Consider the following 17,311-nt stretch of genomic DNA (forward strand, 5'->3'; position numbering starts at 1 on the left):
TAGTCATATAGCATGAAGGGTTTGTAATTATGGTAAAATCTATGTATGTGATATGACAAGGAGAGGGAAGTGTGAAGATTACGAAGGAGAAGGTTATCGGTGTAATTGTACTTATTGCAGTATGTATACCATTTACTGCATGGAAAGAATCAAAAGTGAAAGATTTTCCGGTTTCTATTTTTTCGAAAGAAGCAGATGGTGAGTACGATCAGAAGCTGAAATATACTGCTTTTTTACCTGATGTTACGATTTGGATGAACGGTTGGAAAGAGAAGTGGACAGAAGGAGAAAGAACTGTTTATCAAAAAGGGAACCGCATTGTAAATGTGTTTCATCCTCCTGGCGATGATGGTTTTTACCTTCTTGAAGCAAGAGAAAATAAGTGAACGCAACCGTAAGAAGTGGAGGTTAAATAGTGAAAGCTTCAACGTTACTATTTAAAATTGAAAGTAATATGGATCAATTTTCACCAGCTGAGAAGAAGGTTGCCATGTACATAATGGAGAATGCAGAGATTGTACCGAATTTAACGACGAAAGAAGTGTCAACGAATGCAGGCGCAAGTGAAGCGAGTGTCGTTCGCTTTTGTAAATCGATTGGAATCGGAAGTTTTAAAGCATTTAAGATAGCACTCGTTCGTGAATTAACGATTGCTGATTATAATATAAATGATTTTTCAGTGATGAATACGGAAGATGGACCGTACGATTTGTTTAATAAAGTTACTTATGTGAATAAAGCTGCAATTGAGGCGAGCGTTACTGCGATAGATAAGAAGGAACTTGAGAAAGCTGCAGATCGTATTGTCAATGCGGATAAAATTATATTTTACGGAGTAGGCGGATCAGCTACGCCAGCAATGGACGGGGCTTATAAATTTACGCGGCTCGGATTTACAGCGATGATGCTATCTGATTTTCATATGATGTTGCCGCTTGTGACAAATTTAAAAGAGGGCGATATATTTGTTGCGATTTCAACATCTGGTCGAACGAGAGATGTGCTTGAAATGGCGCAGTATGCAAAGAGACAAGGTGCAACTGTTATTGGAATTACGAAGCTAGATCAATCATCCCCCTTATATAAAGAAGCGGACATTCGTCTTTGTATGCCAGATGTAGAACAAGATCATCGTATTGCAAGTATTGCGTCGAGAATGACGCAACTGAATATGATTGATGCTTTATATGTGATTACTTTCAACCGAATTGGCAATAAAGTATTGGATCAATTTATGGAGACGCGAGAAGAAGCGTTGCGGTTACGGAAGTTAAAGTAGAAGAAAAGATGAGGAGACTCATCTTTTTTATTATCTTTGACACAAATATGTCATGTTGTGAAATTTTATTTCATAAAATAAGAAAGAGTTATTGATTTTTAGTTTCTTAAAGTTATAATAAAAGTGTGAAATATAATTTCAAGGAGGGTGGCAATATGTTAGAAAATTTATCGACAGAACATCGTAATGAGAAAACAATGAATTTGGATGAGATGAGCATAAAAGAAGTGTTGCAAAGTATGAATGAAGAAGATCGAACTGTTGCGTTAGCAGTTGAAAAAGAGATAGAACAAATTGAAAAGGTTGTACAGACTGTTATTAAATCTTTTGAAGAAGAGGGACGTTTAATTTACATTGGTGCTGGTACGAGTGGTCGTTTAGGTATTCTAGATGCAGTGGAATGTCCGCCGACATTTGGCACGGATGATAAAATGGTGCAAGGATTTATAGCAGGTGGATTGAAAGCGTTTACTAAAGCGGTGGAAGGTGCCGAAGATCGCGAAGAGTTAGCAGAAGAAGATTTAAAAAGTATTGGATTAAATGAGAAAGATACAGTGATTGGAATTGCTGCAAGTGGCAGAACTCCTTACGTAATTGGCGGCTTGAAATACGCACAGAGCGTAGGAGCGAGTACAGCGAGTATTTCTTGTAATAAAAATGCTGAAATAAGTAAATATGCAAAGTTAAATGTGGAAGTAGAGACAGGTGCAGAAATATTAACAGGATCAACGCGTTTAAAAGCTGGTACAGCACAAAAATTAGTGTTGAATATGATTTCAACAGCTTCGATGATTGGTGTAGGAAAAGTATATAAAAACTTAATGGTAGATGTTCAATCCACAAATGAAAAGTTAGTAGAACGGTCAAAACGAATTATTGTGGAAGCAACAGGCGCCAGTTATGAAGTAGCGACAGAGTATTATGAAAAGGCAGAACGTAACGTAAAAGCTGCCATTGTTATGGTGTTGTTGCAGTGCGAATATGGGGAAGCACTGGAGAAACTAAAATGCGCAAAAGGGTTTGTGAAGAAAGCACTATAAAATAATAGGGAGGGGGATTCTATTATGAAGAAAGAAGAGAGAATGGCCAAGGAAATTTCGGAGCAACTTGGAGGAATAAAAAATATTCGTAGTATTGCTCATTGTATGACGAGACTACGTTTAACGCTTCATGATGAAAGTAAAGTAAATATGGACCTTTTGAAAAAAGTTGAAGGCGTTATGGGTGTTATAGAAGATGAGACGCTTCAAGTTGTCGTTGGTCCAGGAACAGTAAATAAAGTAGCAGCTGAAATGGAAGGCTTAACAGGACTACGAATTGGTGAGGTAGCAGATCATCACCTTGAAGATATTGGGCAAGAGATGAAATCAGAGATTAAGAAGAAAAATAATACACCGGTGAAAAACTTTTTACGAAAAATAGGAAGTATTTTCATCCCATTAATTCCGGGGCTTGTTGCGTCAGGAATTATAAACGGGGTTGCTAACTTTGCGAAAAATGCTGGTGCTGATCCAAATGCAACGTGGTTACAAATGTTACTACTCATTGGCGGCGGTATCTTTACATTCTTAGGAATTTTAGTCGGCTGGAATACAGCGAAAGAATTTGGCGGGACACCGGTTCTTGGGGCAATTGCTGGTATTTTAATTTTCAACCCGGCGATGGCAAACGTAAAATTGTTTGGTGAAGCATTAGTGCCCGGACGGGGCGGATTGTTTGCAGTTATTTTTGCAGCATGGCTTATGGTTGTAGTGGAAAGACAAGTTCGAAAAGCAGTGCCAAATGCAGTTGATATTATCGTGACACCACTCATTACTGTATTAGTTGTAAGTATCGTAACGATGTTAGCCATTCAGCCATTAGCAGGTTTCTTATCAGATGGTATTACGAGCGGAATTAATACTATTTTAAATATTGGCGGAGCATTTGCTGGCGCAGTACTTGCGGGAACATTTTTACCTCTCGTTATGGTCGGATTGCATCATGGTTTAACACCAATTCATATGGAATTTATTAATCAAACACACGTAACACCTTTATTACCAGTACTCGCAATGGCTGGTGCTGGCCAAGTGGGCGCAGCAATTGCGATTTATGTGAAAACAAAAAACAAACGACTTCGAAATGTAATTAAAGGTGGATTGCCAGTTGGCTTTTTAGGAATTGGTGAGCCGCTATTATACGGGGTTACATTACCACTTGGGAAACCGTTTATTACTGCTTGTTTAGGAGCAGCTGTCGGTGGTGCATTCCAAGCAGTTATGCAAACAGCTTCTCTTGGGATTGGCGTATCAGGGCTATCTTTAATTCCGTTAATTGCTGACAATAAATATTTACTATATTTCTTAGGTTTAGTAATTGCATATGCTTTCGGATTTATCTTTACGTACTTCTTCGGATTTAAAGAAGAAATGGCAGAAAACATATAGAGAAAGGGATTCCTTTCTCTTTTTCTATTAATAGAAAGGGAGATTTATATGATCGGAGTTTCCATTTATCTTTCAAAAGAACGAGTAGAGAAACAAAAAGAGTGGCTAAAAGTAGCGAAGGAAAATGGGTTTACATCTATTTTTACATCACTGCACATTCCAGAAGATGATCCAAATACGTATAAAGAGTTAATTCAAATATTAGGGAAACAAGCTCTTGCACATGAAATGGAGTTAATGGTTGATGTTTCTCCAAAATCGTTACATCATTTAGGGCTAACATATGAAAATGTGGAAGAACTATTGGACTGGGGCATTACCGGTTTAAGAATGGATTACGGCATTGCGCCAAAAGAAATTGCAAGCGTATCTCATAAGATGAAAGTAGCTTTAAATGCGAGTACGATTACAAAGTCATTTTGGAAAGAGTTACTTACAGAACATATACGAGTAGAGAATGTAGAAGCGTGGCATAATTTTTACCCACGTCCAGAGACAGGACTAGCAAGGTCCTTCTTACAAAAGCAAAATCAATATTTACAGGAGTGCGGAATAAAAACGATGGCATTTATTCCAGGAGATGCGGAAAAACGTGGTCCGTTATATGAAGGTTTACCGACGTTAGAGAAACACCGCAATATGCGCCCGCTTGAAGCGTATTTAGAACTGGTTCAAGATTGTGGCGTCGATAAAGTGTTGATTGGGGATATAAGCGCAGGTTTGGAAAGCATGCAAGAAGTAGCTAGTGCGAGTAGAGGGATTATTCCATTGCGTTACAAATCATTTATAACTGATAAAGAAGTATTAAAAGTGGTGGAGCAAGTGCATACAAATAGACTAGATCCGGCTCGTGATGTTATTCGATCTGTAGAATCAAGGGAAGGAAATAGAGTGGTGTTACAGCCGATGCATACAATTGTAAGAAAGAAGGGCAGTATTACAATTGATAATGAATTGTACGGTAGATATGCAGGGGAGATGCAAGTTGCCACACATGATTTACCTGTAGATGAGAAAGTGAATGTTGTTGGAATGGTTGTGGAAGAGGACGTTTCTTTACTGCCTTATATTGGCGCTGGAAAAATGTTTCAACTTTTTTTATGCGATAGAATAAAAGCTTGAATTAGCGCTATTTTGTAAGAAAACATTATCCGTAAAACGGATAATGTTTTTTGTTTTCTTTAAAAAAGTATTTGACGAATGAAATAAAATACCGTATTGTTTTGACTTGTAAATAAAAGTTCACCATAACAAAACAAAAAGGAGAGTTCAAAATGAATCAATATATTGGGAATTTAATTATTCGTATCGTGTTAGGAGTTACGTTCTTTGCACACGGTTTAGCAAAATTTCAATCAGGTATCGATAATGTAGCAGGATGGTTTACAAGCATCGGTTTACCAGGTGGCCTTGCATACGGCGTAGCAACTGTAGAATTAGTTGGTGGTATATTATTAATTATCGGTTTAGGTGTACGATATGTAGGATTGTTATTCGCTCTTATTTTAGCTGGAGCTATCGTAAAGGTAAATGGAGCAGCAGGTTTATTAGGAGATGGAAAGAATCCAGGATATGAATTAGATCTTGCATTATTATCAATGGGTGCGTATTTATTCGTAGTAAAAGCAGAAGGATATGTAGATCGTTTCTTAAAAGAGAAAGTAATGAAAACGAAGTAAATTTTATTTATAAATTGTTGACTTGAAGAATTATTGTAACTATAATGATTACAACTGATGAATTACGAATGAAATAATTTAAATATTTTTTTACACAAGATGTAACTGCATTGGTTACGTCTTGTGTAAAAATAAATAAACGGGAGGAAGTAATATGCCTAAATCAAATTTAGAAATTATTCAAAGCACGTATGAAGGATCAGCTTCTTCGAATGCAAAGCATTTAGCAGAAGCCCTCTCTGAAAAAGTGGAATGGACAGAGGCAGAAGGTTTCCCGTATGGCGGAACATATACAGGCGTAGAAGCTATAATGGAAAATGTATTTAGCCGTTTAGGATCAGAATGGGATGATTATAAAGCAAGTGTAAATACATATCATGAAGTAAACGGAAAAGATGTAATTATTGCTGAAGGTATGTATTCTGGAGTTTATAAAGAAACAGGAAAATCATTTGAAGCAGAATTTGTTCATGTATGGCAGCTTGAAAATGGAAAAATCGTGAAGTTTAAGCAGTATGTAGATAGTCATATTGTTAGGGAAGCGATGAAGAGCTAATGCTTTTTAAATGGATTGTAGGTATATGTATTACCATTATGGTAATCATCTCTTCTATAGTTGGCGGAAAGAAATTGCTTGCATATGTGGAAAAAGAAAATACAAATATTCAAACCGAGCGAGCGGCAAACGAAAAAGAGAAAAAAGCTGCAGAAGAAGCCCCGCAAATTAGTGAAGGTGAAATTATTTCTACTATGCATAAAATGGTGCATCAAAAGGTAAAATCCTCTGAAAAATGGGGATTTGTAGAGATGACAAAAAAGGAAATTTCTAATGTAAAAAGAGATATTGAAAATAGTACAGGTTTTCAATATAAAATGAAGTTATTTTCTATTATAAATAGATGGGAAAAAGGAGATTTTTCTCAAACTGTTGAGGAGCATAACTTTTTATGGAGCCTTCAAGGTGGAGATACTGGCAAGGCGACGGAACGTTTATCGCCAGAAGAGGAAAAGCAGTATATAAAAGAAATGAAGAGTAAATAAAAACATCGCCAACCTAGATGACGATGTTTTTTTATTAAGAATGTTTTCGCATTAAAGGTCTAACAGGCTGAACGGCAACAGTTTTGAAATGAGAAAATAAATAACATCCTGTTACAACGACAATTGTCCCTAAAATTTGTATCCACGTTAATTCTTCTCCGAGGAATATGAATGCTAAAATGGCTGTGAAGATTGGATTGAAGTTTAGAAAAATACCTGATGTAGTTGCGCCTAATTTTTGTACACCAATATTCCAAAATACCATACAAAGAACTGTCGAAATAAGCCCAGTATATAAAAGTGATGTGATGAAAGAAGTATTTATATTTGAAACAGTGAAGCTACCTATGTTAAACGGTAGTAATAAAATAACGCCGAAAATACCAGAGTACAACGTTGCCATAAGTGGTGTAGTTGTTTTTGTTGCCCATTTACTGCAAACAGAATAGATTCCCCAAATACAAACTGCTGCAATCATCCATAAATCACCGCTATTAAAATGTAGTGAAAATAAAAGCGAGAAATCACCTTTTAATAGGACGAGGATAACCCCGAAGAATGAAAGAATCATGGATAGGATTTGAAGTGTATTTACTTTTTCTTTTAGAAATAATACTGAAAATAATGCGATTGAAATTGCATTCAAAGTAGAGATAAGACCTACATTCGTAGCGGATGTTTTTTCTAATGCTAAAAATTGAAAGATGTTAAAAAGAGCGACCCCTGAAATTCCCATCAATATTAACGGAAGTATTGCGGTACGTGGTGGAAGGATTTTCTTTTCTTTAAACCATACCATTGGTAATAAACAAACAATCGCAATCATCCATCTTAAATTTGTCAGTGTCATCGGCGATGCATGATCGACGAGTGATTTTCCAACGACAAAATTTCCTCCCCATAATAAGCTCGTTAGTAATAGTAAAAAGACGTAAAAATAAGGCATGCTAAAATCCCCTTTTTTGTAATCAATACGAATTGTAAATAATTTTAGCATTTTTCTTTATTGTGTAATATATTCTTTTGTATAATGGTGAAAACTCGATAAAATATTTAGTTATGAATGATATTTAAGGAATGATATTCAGTTTTGTGTAAGGTATAAGGTGTTTTTTCGAATAATCATCGGTAAGAAAAAAGGGGGAATTGTAATGGAGTCGTCTGTTATTAAAGTGTTGGATGATTTGGATGTACAAATTTTAGATATATTGCAGAAGGAGTCACAAGTAAGTAATGCAGAGCTGGCACGTCGCGTTAATTTATCACCGGCTGCGATGCATGCAAGAATAAAAAGGTTAGATGGGGAAGGGTTCATCGATAAGCAAGTTGCGATTTTAAATCAAGAAAAGCTTGGGTTTGATTTATTATGCTTTATTTTTATGAGTACAAATATTCATCAATTTGACAAGCTGGAAGTGTTGGAGAAAGAATTAGAATCGATGCCGGAAGTGTTAGAATGTCACTGTTTAACAGGAGAGTACGATTATTTATTAAAGGTTGCAAATCGTGATCGTAAAGAACTGGAGCAGTTTATTAGAAAGCTGAATAAGCTTGGTATTACAAGGATACAGACAAGTTTAGCACTTCGTGAAATTAAATATTCGACGGTATTGCCGATACGAGATGAGGAACCGAGCATCAATTAGATTGCTTGGTTTTTTGTTTGCATAAAGTGATTGACGAGGAGAAAAGAGAGCTGTATTATTATATAAAATTATGAATTTAAATTCATTTAAAGTTATAAATATTAATATCGAGGGCAAGGGGATGTAATATGAAAATCTTTAATGCGGTGACGAGTGATGTGAAAGAAATTTATAGTCTTATTGAGGTTTATGCAAAAGAGGGAGTGGTTTTACCACGTTCTCTTTTGTCTCTTTATCAATATTTGCAATGTTTATATGTTATGAAAGAAGACGAGAGAATTGTTGGAGTTGCTGGATTGCATGTATTAGGAGAAGATCTTGCAGAAATACGATCGTTAGTAGTTTCGCATACATATGCAGGGAAAGGGATAGGGCGTATGCTCGTAAATCATGTAATGGAGGAAGCTACGAAAATAAATGTAAGAAGAGTAATTTCCTTAACATATGAAACAGTATTTTTTCAAAAGTGTGGATTTGATTTTATAAACAAAGAAGCGTTGCCAGAGAAAGTATGGATTGATTGTAGACATTGTCCAAAGGTGGATTATTGTGATGAAGTGGCGATGGTGCGGTATGTTGGATGAAAAATTTATAGGGAAAAAGTTCCCACTATTATTTACATATATAGTGGGAATATATATTTCCATAAGAAATGGACAGGTTATTAAGAATTTGAATTCTTTTGTCTCACGGCAAAATTATAAAGTGGATCTTTAAGTTCATAGTTATACGTTAAACCGTCGACAATTCCTACAACTTTATCATTATCATAAAGGTCGAGCATAAATTGTGCCATTTGTTTTGCAGTGTGGAATTTTGGTACAACATTATCGTATTGGAATTCATCAATATCAAATGAACGCTTCGCAAATTCTGTTTCAGTTGCAGCAGGAGCTAAAACTTTTGCTTGCAGTTTTGCGCCTTGTTCTTTCAGTTCGTGAGACAGCCCTTCTGTAAATGCACTTACATAGAATTTCGTAGCGCAATACGTAACAGCATCAGCAATAATCGTGTATCCGCCGCCCGATGAAACGTTAATAAGCTGTGTTCCATCAACCATTGAATAATCTCGAACGAAAAGAGAAGAGAGTATTGTTAGTGCTTCTATATTTACATGTAACATCGTTTCGATTTTATTTAAATTTTGTTCAGCAATTGAGGCGAAATTACCAAAACCTGCGTTGTTAATCCACGTTTCAATTTGAAAAGCTTGTAGGCTTTCATAAAGTTTATAAACATCTTCAGTAACAGATAAATCAGTTCTTCGAATGACAACATCCAACTCCGGATGCATTTCGTTAATTTTCAATTTTAATCCGTTTAATTCTTCTTGTCTTCGAGCTACAAGTACTAAATTTTTTCCGCGAGATGCAAATGCTAAAGCTGCTTCATAACCAATTCCGGAACTTGCGCCAGTAATAACCGTGTATTTCATATAAAATCCCCCTAAATTCAAATTCATTTATGGTTAGATTGTATTTGTTAGAGTATACTCTAAGTCAAATGTTTTTTATAAATTTGATACGGTTATAAAATATATGAGGGTAAGCCTGTGAAGGGAGTTTTAGTATGTACACAATTAGCCAGGTAGCAAAATTATTAGGCGTGAGCACACATACACTACGTTATTATGAAAAGGAAAATATATTAATTGCAAATCGTGATACAAATGGAAATCGACTTTACGAAGAGTCACATATAAAGTGGTTGCAGTTTGTAATGAAATTAAAACAAACGCAAATGCCAATAGCGAAAATAAGAGAATACGCTAGATTATATACAGAAGGGGTGCATACAACAGAAGCTCGTTTACAGCTCCTAGAAGATCATAGGAAATCTATTCAGATTCAAAGAGAAAACTTAGAGGTTACAGAGAAGATGCTTGAGAATAAAATTATTGCATACAAAGGCTCATTGGAAAATAAATAGATGTTGTTATGTGATGAAAAATGGATTTGATCTATGAGTATTTCATCATAGTGTGCGGATAAATAAAAAAGAGCAGCTAGCAAAAGCTAACTGCTCCATTCAAGGGATCTCTCCAAGGGGGAGTGGAGAAAATATTATGTTACTAGCATTATTGACAGATTATTAGGAAATATACAAATCGGATGAAAGAAATTTTAAATAAACTTTCGGTATTGACAATTTTTAAAATGTTCATGTACAATACATATGAATGACATTCAGTCATTTTTTATGGCAGGATGCAGTTAGCTTAGAAATGGAACAAATACAATGATAAATGAGGATGATATTTGTTTTTATATAGTATTGATGAAAGAGTATATTTTTTTAAAACAAAAATGACTGATAGTCAGTCATAAGAGGTGAGAGGTATGAAAAATAGAGCTTGGTTATATGTCATATTAACATGTATCTTTGAAATTTTTTGGGTGTTTGGTTTTAATACGGCTAATACTTGGTGGCATTGGATTATTATTTTAGGAGTTATCGCTGTTGATTTTCACTTCCTTTCTAAAGCGTGTGAACATCTTGCAACAGGAACTGTATATGCTATTTTCGCTGGAGCTGGTACGGTAGGTACTTTCTTAATGGATGTATTTCTTTTCGGTGGAAGTTTCAGCGCAGGCAAACTATTCTTCATTCTTATGGTAGTAGCCGGCGTTATCGGTTTAAAGTTAGCTGACAATAAAGAAGAAACTGTGGAAGGAGCTGCTTAAAAATGGGTTGGTTTTTCGTATTTTGTGCTGCAATTAGTGAAATAGTCGGTGTGATAGGACTTAAAATGTATAGTAAAGATAAGACATTAGCCAATGGTGCGATTTATATAGGTGGGTTTGCTACATCCTTCGCATTTTTGTATACTTCCTTCTTATTTTTACAAGTAAGTGTCGCGTATGCGGTTTGGATTGGTATCGGAACAGCAGGTGCAGTTTTGTTAAACATGTTCTTGTTTGGTGAGTCGAAAAGTAAAGCGCGTATCATTAGTGTGTTTCTTATTGTATGTGGAGTGACAGGATTAAAGGCACTTTCTTAAAGGTATATTGTATTTTTATCTCCTAATTGTTTATTAGGAGATTTTATTATAAAAAAATGATTTCCTCTTAGAGTTCACTATCATTGACAGTACAATCGATTATCTTATAAAATGAGTGACAGTCATTCAATATGCGTGTGAAAGGGTTTAGATGATGAATAAAAAAGAGAAAATTGTCTATGCAGCTATTGAAGTGTTTCAGGAAAAGGGCGTCGAAAAAACGAAGATTTCTGATATCGTGAAATTAGCTGGCATTGCGCAAGGAACTTTCTATTTATATTTTCCTTCTAAGTTATCTGTTATGCCTGCAATAGCAGAAGTGATGGTTGAAAAGATGATACTTGCAGTGAAAGAAAAAGTGCAAAACGATGCGCCTTTCTCAAGTAAAGTGACGCAAGTAATAGATGCGGTGTTTCACTTTATAGCTGAATATCGTGAAATACAAGCTTTAATGTATGCTGGTCTTGCATCTACAGAACATATAAAAGAATGGGAAGCTGTGTATGAGCCCCTTTATATGTGGCTAAGTGAATTTTTAAATGAGGCAAAAGAAGCTGGTGAAATTCGTGATTCGGTTCACGCAGAGCGAACAGCGAAGTTATTTATCGCTCTAGTTGAATCAGCAGCGGAACAAGTGTATCTATATGATCATAAAGATGATGAGCAAGTCGAGCTACAAAAGGCAGAAGTACTAGATTTTTTAACACATGCACTACATATAAAGAAATAGTGAGATGAACCTGTCTGAAAAGGTAGGTTCATTTTTGAGGAAAACTGAATGATAGTCATTCACCTAATGCGTATGTATGTGTGGAAGGATAGTGTGAAATTCTAACGAGTAGGGGGCATCTCTACTCATGACTAGCCCACAAATAGAAGGATAGAGAAAAAGCTTCTTGGGCATTATTTTTTGAGAGGAACTTACGGGAAGAGGTGTTAAAAAGTGAAGAAACCGATAAAAGAACAAAAGATGGTATTGGTCATTCTTTTGAGTAATATATTTATCGCTTTTTTAGGGATTGGATTAATCATTCCGGTTATGCCGTCCTTTATGAATGATATGGGTTTAACAGGGAAGACGATGGGATATCTCGTTGCAGTGTTTGCAATGGCACAGCTCATTACTTCACCTATTACAGGCCGGTGGGTTGATCTTTACGGTAGAAAGAAAATGATAATCATTGGATTATTTATTTTTGGTGTTTCAGAGCTTCTTTTTGGATTAGGAAAAGATGTATGGATGCTTTATGTAGCAAGGGTATTAGGCGGAATTAGTGCTGCTTTTATTATGCCTGGTGTTACGGCATATGTTGCGGATATTACATCTATTCAGGAACGTCCAAAGGCGATGGGATACTTATCTGCGGCTATTAGTACTGGATTCATTATAGGGCCTGGAATCGGCGGATTTATTGCAGAATACGGTATACGTGTGCCGTTTTTCGTTGCAGCAGTAATTGCTTTTATAGCATGTGTGATTTCGATCTTTATTTTAAAAGAACCGTTAACGAAAGAAGAACTTGCAGAGATTTCTTCTAATACGAAAGAATCAAGTTTTATTGGGGATTTAAAGAAATCATTACATCCAATGTATGCAATTGCATTTATTATCGTATTTGTACTCGCATTCGGATTATCAGCGTATGAAACAGTGTTTAGCTTATTCTCTGATCATAAATTTGGTTTCTCGCCGAAAGATATTGCGGCAATTATTACAATTAGTTCAATCTTTGGGGTAGTTGTGCAAGTATTTATGTTTGGCAAATTGGTAGACATGTTCGGTGAGAAAGTGTTAATTCAAATATGTTTAATTGTAGGTGCAGTATTAGCATTCGTCTCAACTGTAGTCTTTAATTATTGGATTGTACTTCTCGTTACTTGCTTCATTTTCTTAGCATTTGATTTACTTCGTCCAGCTTTAACGACATTTTTATCAAAAGCAGCCGGAAAAGAGCAAGGATTCGTCGCTGGTATGAACTCGACTTATACGAGTTTAGGAAATATCGCAGGACCAGCGATGGGCGGAATATTATTTGATATGAATATTCATTATCCATATGCATTTTCAGGCGTTGTTTTAATAGTTGGTCTCGGCATTACATTTATGTGGAGAGAGAAACAGTTGGCTGAAAGTTTTGCGAAGTAATAAAACCCCTTACGACGTGAGGTAAAGTGACCCCCGACAACGGGACACATATCAAAACACCTAAACCATCTGTTCCTTAAATTCTTTAGGGGATAGGTGGTTTGATTTTCATTGAATTTTCACATAATTGTAGTAATGAATGTATTCTAGCACAATCTTTCGCACAGTTTGGATACTTTTGTTATCTTTTGTGAATCGAAAGCTTCACTTTTTAAATGGCCAAAGAAGCTTTCCATGACGGCATTATCATGGCAATTTCTTTTACGGGACATGCTGGTGATGATGCCGTTTTGTTTGGCATACGCTTGAAATTCCTTCGCAGTATAAATACTTCCTTGATATGAGTGAAGGATGACATTTTTTACTTTTCACCCTCTCATTGCTTGTTTCAATGTCTTCGTCGCTAATGTCAGTGTTTGTAATTCGTTGATGACACAACTAATAATTTCGCGATTAAGGGCATCCATGATCGTTGATAAATACAAGGTACGCTCTCCAAATAAGAGATACGTCACATCCGTAAACCTGGATGTATTGAATTGGCACTCCAATCGATGAGGGGCTACCATTGGTTCCGCACCATTGATATATTTCTTTTTTTCGACGTCCTTTACTTTCTCTTCTAAATGGGATACCACCCGCATTTTAACGAAAGTATACGCTAAGCAAATTTTGACATAAAAAAAGCCGATTATTCTACTCTAAGAAATTTTCGGCTCTAATTCGTTATAGGTTAGTTGTTACTTTGTGTGCTTCATATTCTTTCACTATTTTATAAAATTATTTTTCTTCAGTTTTAATAATTTCATAAACTTAACTCCTGTTATTTCTCTATTTTTCTACCTTGGATAAATTTCTTCTGTAAATATTTTGCATATAAAATTATCTCTTTACATTTGCTACCATAATTATACCGCTACAAACTAATGTTGATTTCCCAATAATCTGTTTTAATATTAAAATCTTAAAAGTAATTAATCTTTTATAGGAAGATATTTTTAAGCACATTTATTTTGCTTAAAGGTATCTTTAAATAGCATAAGTGAACAAGACTTGCTGGAAGTAATGAAATAAGAGCAATATTTAAAATAAGATTGCAAAATGCAGAGAGTTTAAAAATTTAATGAAAAATTTATATTTGCCCTACATTTTATTTAATTAATTTTCTCTATCTTATATATGTTGGAATTCATATAATACCTTTCTGTTAAAGAAGGAATTGTACTAAGTTACGCATTAGATAAAAAGTGATAATGAAAGGTAAATGTATAATGAAAAAAATAAAAAAGTTAATTGTTCCAATTAGCTTCAGTTTATTGCTAATTGGATGTAGCGGTAAAGAATTGAATGGGAATTGGAGATTAGAGGATAATGACACTACTTGTCCGGTTTCTTACCAGTTTGATAAAAAAATCGAAGTTAATCCAGAAAATAAAAAAAAGAAAACTATATGGTTAATAGAGATGCATACTCAAAAAATATCAAATGAATATAAAAATGCAGGGACATACACTTGGCTTGATAATGAATGGATAAATATTGATTACGGCAACAATTTTACTCAAAAACAAAAAATGGTACAAAATAAAGACAAATTGACAATTTATTTTCCATGGGTAGAAAAAGTATGTACGTATAAAAAAACAAATTAAGATGCCTTCAAAATTATAGAAGAAACTATGGATTGATAAAGAAACTTTAGATGGATGGCTAAAAAGTAATCTAGATATTATATATATTTGATATGTATGTAATGGAATACGAGCTGGTTTTGCTTGTTATCTATTCAATGATACTTTATTCCAAACTTGACTGTATGCGATAAGTTCTATTTATAATGGAGCTACATTTTCAATGAAGGAAAATATTAGAATGACGCTAGTAAGGTATTTAAAAATATTCTTTATTAGAGACATTCTGCGCTTTCCTCCTGAAAATGATAAGATTTCAATGTAGAGACGTGGAATTTTATAGCCATTCAAAAAATACTAAAAGAATTTGTCTTTTTAAGGGAATGATAGGAATTCAAACTATTTTCAAAAAGAATGAATTACACATTAGTAATTTTGCAGATGAAATTAATAGAGTGATCAATTTTTTTATTTGAATATAAGGAAGAAAAAGAAGAGGTAGGATAAAATGAAGCCGATTACAATTCTAATAGCTGATGATGACTTGAAGATTGCTGAATTAATTGAAATACATTTAAAAAAAGAAGGATACCAGGTTGTAAAAGCAACTGATGGAGAAGCCGCAATTGAAATTATTCAATCGCAGGCAATTGATTTAGTGGTTTTAGACATCATGATGCCAAAAATGGATGGTTATGAGGTGACGCGTCAAATCCGTACTAAACAAAATATGCCAATTATTTTCTTAAGCGCGAAAACATCTGATTTTGATAAAGTGACGGGTCTTGTACTAGGTGCAGATGATTATATGACGAAACCTTTTACACCAATTGAATTAGTTGCACGTGTGAATGCTCAACTTCGCCGATTTTTTACGTTAAATCAGCCGAAAGTAGAAGAAACATCTGTTTTAGAGGCTGGAGGCATTGTTATTGATTTTGAGAAAAGAACGGTACATGTATACGGAGAACGAATTGATTTGACACCAAAAGAGTTTGATATTTTATATTTATTGGCAAGTCATCCGAAAAAAGTATATAGCCTTGAAAATATTTTTCAGCAGATATGGACAAATGATTATTATGATGATAACAATAATACAGTTACGGTGCATATTCGTACTTTACGAAAGAAACTTGGAGAAGATAAAAGGAAGAACAAGTTAATAAAAACGATATGGGGAGTAGGTTATACTTTCAATGGCTAAAATAGTAAAAAGTTTTAGGTTTAAAATGATTGCCTTGTTTGCACTAAGTATGATGTTAGCAGCTTTCGGAACATATATAATTTATAAAACATTAGGGTTCTCTTTTAGAATGATGGTTAGTCATGAAGACTATGTAGCAAATAGAGTGGTTGGGGGAAGTATTTATTTCTCTTTCCTTTCCTTCACTTTGCTATCTATTTTATTCTTTTTCTTTTTAACGAAACCTTATTTAAAGTATTTTGATGAAATTTCTAATGGCATTCATCATCTCTCTAAAGGAGATTTCACACATAAAGTTTATATTTCATCAAATGATGAATTCAGCGATATTGCACGCGCAATTAATATTGCAAGTGAAAAATTAAAAGAGGCGGTTGAACGAGGAGACTTTGCAGAAAGTAGTAAAGATCAACTTGTTGTTAACTTAGCTCATGATTTAAGAACACCATTAACATCTGTCCTAGGTTATTTAGATTTAATTCTCAATGAGAAAAACTTAACTGCGGAACAAATTAAATATTATTCTACAATTGCATTCGCAAAATCACAACGACTTGAAAGTTTAATTGATGAGTTATTTGAAATTACACGAATGAACTATGGTGTACAACAAATAGATAAAAAAAATATTAATATAAGTGAATTGCTCGTGCAATTAGATTTGGAATTATATCCATTATTAGAGAAAAATCAATTAGAGGCTAGATTACATGTTGCACCAAATTTAACTATCAACGGTGACGGGAATTTGTTAGCACGAGTATTTGAAAATCTTCTAACAAATGCGGTTCGATATGGAAATAATGGGAAGTTTGTTGATATGAATGGATACATTGAAGATGGAGACGTTGTTGTACAGATTATTAATTATGGAGAAAGTATACCAGAAGAAGAGTTACCTTATCTTTTTGATATGTTTTATACAGGTGATAAAGCAAGAACAGTACAGAAAAATAGTACGGGTCTTGGATTATTTATTGCTAAAAATATTGTTGAGAAACATAATGGGAAGATTTCTGCAGAAAGTAATGTAGTGAGAACAATTTTTGAAGTGAGATTACCAAAAGAAGAGAATTGAAAAATTTAATAAATATTTAATTATTACCCCACTTTTTATTTAATTAATTTCTTCTATCCTATTTATAGGTTAGGCCAAAGAGAAATTACTAATAAAAGGTGGGGCTTTTTATATTGCGAAAAGTATACGCCTAGATTTTTATCACAATTTGATTTTAAAAGAGATATGTTAATA

Annotated in this window: 20 protein-coding genes and 1 pseudogene; 18 read left to right on the forward strand and 3 right to left on the reverse strand. The window is 34.4% G+C overall.

The window, feature by feature from the left end; all coding sequences use genetic code 11:
- Positions 1-71: 71 nt before the first annotated feature.
- From DN400_RS09895 to DN400_RS09930, 8 genes are all read left to right on the forward strand, one after another.
- Positions 72-386: an outer surface protein gene (locus tag DN400_RS09895; RefSeq protein WP_098907959.1), complete on the forward strand. Its 315-nt coding sequence runs from the start codon at positions 72-74 to the stop codon at positions 384-386.
- A gap of 29 nt (positions 387-415) precedes the next feature.
- A complete protein-coding gene (locus tag DN400_RS09900) occupies positions 416-1,279 on the forward strand; it encodes a MurR/RpiR family transcriptional regulator (protein WP_000648167.1) in 864 nt (287 codons plus the stop codon).
- A gap of 155 nt (positions 1,280-1,434) precedes the next feature.
- Positions 1,435-2,319 carry an N-acetylmuramic acid 6-phosphate etherase gene (gene murQ / locus DN400_RS09905; RefSeq protein WP_000892347.1) on the forward strand — a complete coding sequence of 295 codons (885 nt, stop codon included), beginning with the start codon at positions 1,435-1,437 and terminating at the stop codon, positions 2,317-2,319.
- Between the two features lie 24 nt (positions 2,320-2,343).
- Positions 2,344-3,708, forward strand: a complete 1,365-nt coding sequence (locus DN400_RS09910; protein ID WP_072939902.1) for a PTS transporter subunit EIIC — start codon at positions 2,344-2,346, stop codon at positions 3,706-3,708.
- A 48-nt stretch (positions 3,709-3,756) separates the two neighbouring features.
- Entirely contained in the window at positions 3,757-4,830 is a 1,074-nt protein-coding gene (locus tag DN400_RS09915) for a DUF871 domain-containing protein (protein WP_097997695.1), read from the forward strand.
- A 152-nt stretch (positions 4,831-4,982) separates the two neighbouring features.
- A complete protein-coding gene (locus DN400_RS09920) occupies positions 4,983-5,387 on the forward strand; it encodes a DoxX family protein (protein ID WP_001077751.1) in 405 nt (134 codons plus the stop codon).
- Between the two features lie 154 nt (positions 5,388-5,541).
- Positions 5,542-5,943, forward strand: coding sequence for a nuclear transport factor 2 family protein (locus tag DN400_RS09925; protein ID WP_059304115.1), 402 nt, complete (start codon positions 5,542-5,544; stop codon positions 5,941-5,943).
- Positions 5,943-6,428 (forward strand): PRK06770 family protein, encoded by a 486-nt coding sequence (locus DN400_RS09930; protein WP_000897996.1) that lies wholly within the window; start codon positions 5,943-5,945, stop codon positions 6,426-6,428. The genes DN400_RS09925 and DN400_RS09930 overlap by 1 nt, the downstream gene beginning before the upstream one ends.
- 34 nt (positions 6,429-6,462) lie before the next feature.
- On the opposite strand, the gene DN400_RS09935 is transcribed toward DN400_RS09930, so the two are convergent.
- The gene (locus DN400_RS09935) at positions 6,463-7,374 is read right to left on the reverse strand and encodes a DMT family transporter (protein ID WP_001146242.1); all 912 of its coding nucleotides are present in this window, start codon (positions 7,372-7,374) and stop codon (positions 6,463-6,465) included.
- Positions 7,375-7,579: 205 nt separating this feature from the next.
- Between DN400_RS09935 and DN400_RS09940 the strand changes: the two genes are divergently transcribed.
- Entirely contained in the window at positions 7,580-8,074 is a 495-nt protein-coding gene (locus DN400_RS09940; RefSeq protein WP_000446096.1) for an Lrp/AsnC family transcriptional regulator, read from the forward strand.
- 128 nt (positions 8,075-8,202) lie between these two features.
- Positions 8,203-8,658, forward strand: coding sequence for an N-acetyltransferase (locus tag DN400_RS09945; protein WP_000689151.1), 456 nt, complete (start codon positions 8,203-8,205; stop codon positions 8,656-8,658).
- An 80-nt stretch (positions 8,659-8,738) separates the two neighbouring features.
- On the opposite strand, the gene DN400_RS09950 is transcribed toward DN400_RS09945, so the two are convergent.
- Entirely contained in the window at positions 8,739-9,509 is a 771-nt protein-coding gene (locus DN400_RS09950) for an SDR family NAD(P)-dependent oxidoreductase (protein ID WP_147801655.1), read from the reverse strand.
- 134 nt (positions 9,510-9,643) lie between these two features.
- On the opposite strand from DN400_RS09950, the gene DN400_RS09955 reads away from it, so the two are divergent.
- The 5 genes from DN400_RS09955 to DN400_RS09975 all read left to right on the forward strand — a co-directional run bounded on the left by DN400_RS09955 (position 9,644) and on the right by DN400_RS09975 (position 13,221).
- On the forward strand, positions 9,644-10,003 hold the full coding sequence (locus DN400_RS09955) for a MerR family transcriptional regulator (RefSeq protein ID WP_065228353.1): 360 nt from the start codon (positions 9,644-9,646) through the stop codon (positions 10,001-10,003).
- Positions 10,004-10,413: 410 nt separating this feature from the next.
- Positions 10,414-10,758: a DMT family transporter gene (locus tag DN400_RS09960; protein ID WP_000796018.1), complete on the forward strand. Its 345-nt coding sequence runs from the start codon at positions 10,414-10,416 to the stop codon at positions 10,756-10,758.
- 2 nt (positions 10,759-10,760) lie between these two features.
- The gene (locus DN400_RS09965; protein WP_000539671.1) at positions 10,761-11,075 is read left to right on the forward strand and encodes a DMT family transporter; all 315 of its coding nucleotides are present in this window, start codon (positions 10,761-10,763) and stop codon (positions 11,073-11,075) included.
- Positions 11,076-11,226: 151 nt separating this feature from the next.
- Positions 11,227-11,805 (forward strand): TetR/AcrR family transcriptional regulator, encoded by a 579-nt coding sequence (locus DN400_RS09970; protein WP_001996782.1) that lies wholly within the window; start codon positions 11,227-11,229, stop codon positions 11,803-11,805.
- Between the two features lie 213 nt (positions 11,806-12,018).
- Positions 12,019-13,221 carry an MFS transporter gene (locus DN400_RS09975; RefSeq protein ID WP_000742945.1) on the forward strand — a complete coding sequence of 401 codons (1,203 nt, stop codon included), beginning with the start codon at positions 12,019-12,021 and terminating at the stop codon, positions 13,219-13,221.
- A 108-nt stretch (positions 13,222-13,329) separates the two neighbouring features.
- Here the strand turns inward: DN400_RS09975 and DN400_RS09980 are convergent.
- Positions 13,330-13,823 (reverse strand): annotated as a pseudogene (locus DN400_RS09980) (DDE-type integrase/transposase/recombinase); the annotation flags it as partial.
- A gap of 669 nt (positions 13,824-14,492) precedes the next feature.
- On the opposite strand from DN400_RS09980, the gene DN400_RS09990 reads away from it, so the two are divergent.
- The 3 genes from DN400_RS09990 (at position 14,493) to DN400_RS10000 (ending at position 17,137) form a co-directional block, all read left to right on the forward strand.
- Positions 14,493-14,873: a hypothetical protein gene (locus DN400_RS09990; RefSeq protein ID WP_065228354.1), complete on the forward strand. Its 381-nt coding sequence runs from the start codon at positions 14,493-14,495 to the stop codon at positions 14,871-14,873.
- 487 nt (positions 14,874-15,360) lie between these two features.
- Positions 15,361-16,059, forward strand: coding sequence for a response regulator transcription factor (locus tag DN400_RS09995; RefSeq protein ID WP_065228355.1), 699 nt, complete (start codon positions 15,361-15,363; stop codon positions 16,057-16,059).
- Complete coding sequence (locus tag DN400_RS10000; protein WP_001074331.1) at positions 16,052-17,137, forward strand: HAMP domain-containing sensor histidine kinase; 1,086 nt, start codon at positions 16,052-16,054, stop codon at positions 17,135-17,137. Before DN400_RS09995 ends, DN400_RS10000 begins: the two co-directional genes overlap by 8 nt.
- Positions 17,138-17,311 lie beyond the last annotated feature (174 nt).

The sequence above is a fragment of the Bacillus sp. AR8-1 genome, assembly GCF_008042345.1.
Classification (GTDB): Bacteria; Bacillota; Bacilli; order Bacillales; family Bacillaceae_G; genus Bacillus_A; species Bacillus_A cereus.

Excerpts from the sequence above, each read along its gene's own strand:
- murQ (WP_000892347.1), top strand. The coding sequence starts at position 1,435 with ATGTTAGAAAATTTATCGACAGAACATCGTAATGAGAAAACAATGAAT.
- DN400_RS09910 (WP_072939902.1), top strand. The coding sequence starts at position 2,344 with ATGAAGAAAGAAGAGAGAATGGCCAAGGAAATTTCGGAGCAACTTGGA.
- DN400_RS09915 (WP_097997695.1), top strand. The coding sequence starts at position 3,757 with ATGATCGGAGTTTCCATTTATCTTTCAAAAGAACGAGTAGAGAAACAA.
- DN400_RS09920 (WP_001077751.1), top strand. The coding sequence starts at position 4,983 with ATGAATCAATATATTGGGAATTTAATTATTCGTATCGTGTTAGGAGTT.
- DN400_RS09925 (WP_059304115.1), top strand. The coding sequence starts at position 5,542 with ATGCCTAAATCAAATTTAGAAATTATTCAAAGCACGTATGAAGGATCA.
- DN400_RS09930 (WP_000897996.1), top strand. The coding sequence starts at position 5,943 with ATGCTTTTTAAATGGATTGTAGGTATATGTATTACCATTATGGTAATC.
- DN400_RS09935 (WP_001146242.1), bottom strand. The coding sequence starts at position 7,374 with ATGCCTTATTTTTACGTCTTTTTACTATTACTAACGAGCTTATTATGG.
- DN400_RS09940 (WP_000446096.1), top strand. The coding sequence starts at position 7,580 with ATGGAGTCGTCTGTTATTAAAGTGTTGGATGATTTGGATGTACAAATT.
- DN400_RS09945 (WP_000689151.1), top strand. The coding sequence starts at position 8,203 with ATGAAAATCTTTAATGCGGTGACGAGTGATGTGAAAGAAATTTATAGT.
- DN400_RS09950 (WP_147801655.1), bottom strand. The coding sequence starts at position 9,509 with ATGAAATACACGGTTATTACTGGCGCAAGTTCCGGAATTGGTTATGAA.
- DN400_RS09955 (WP_065228353.1), top strand. The coding sequence starts at position 9,644 with ATGTACACAATTAGCCAGGTAGCAAAATTATTAGGCGTGAGCACACAT.
- DN400_RS09960 (WP_000796018.1), top strand. The coding sequence starts at position 10,414 with ATGAAAAATAGAGCTTGGTTATATGTCATATTAACATGTATCTTTGAA.
- DN400_RS09965 (WP_000539671.1), top strand. The coding sequence starts at position 10,761 with ATGGGTTGGTTTTTCGTATTTTGTGCTGCAATTAGTGAAATAGTCGGT.
- DN400_RS09970 (WP_001996782.1), top strand. The coding sequence starts at position 11,227 with ATGATGAATAAAAAAGAGAAAATTGTCTATGCAGCTATTGAAGTGTTT.
- DN400_RS09990 (WP_065228354.1), top strand. The coding sequence starts at position 14,493 with ATGAAAAAAATAAAAAAGTTAATTGTTCCAATTAGCTTCAGTTTATTG.
- DN400_RS09995 (WP_065228355.1), top strand. The coding sequence starts at position 15,361 with ATGAAGCCGATTACAATTCTAATAGCTGATGATGACTTGAAGATTGCT.
- DN400_RS10000 (WP_001074331.1), top strand. The coding sequence starts at position 16,052 with ATGGCTAAAATAGTAAAAAGTTTTAGGTTTAAAATGATTGCCTTGTTT.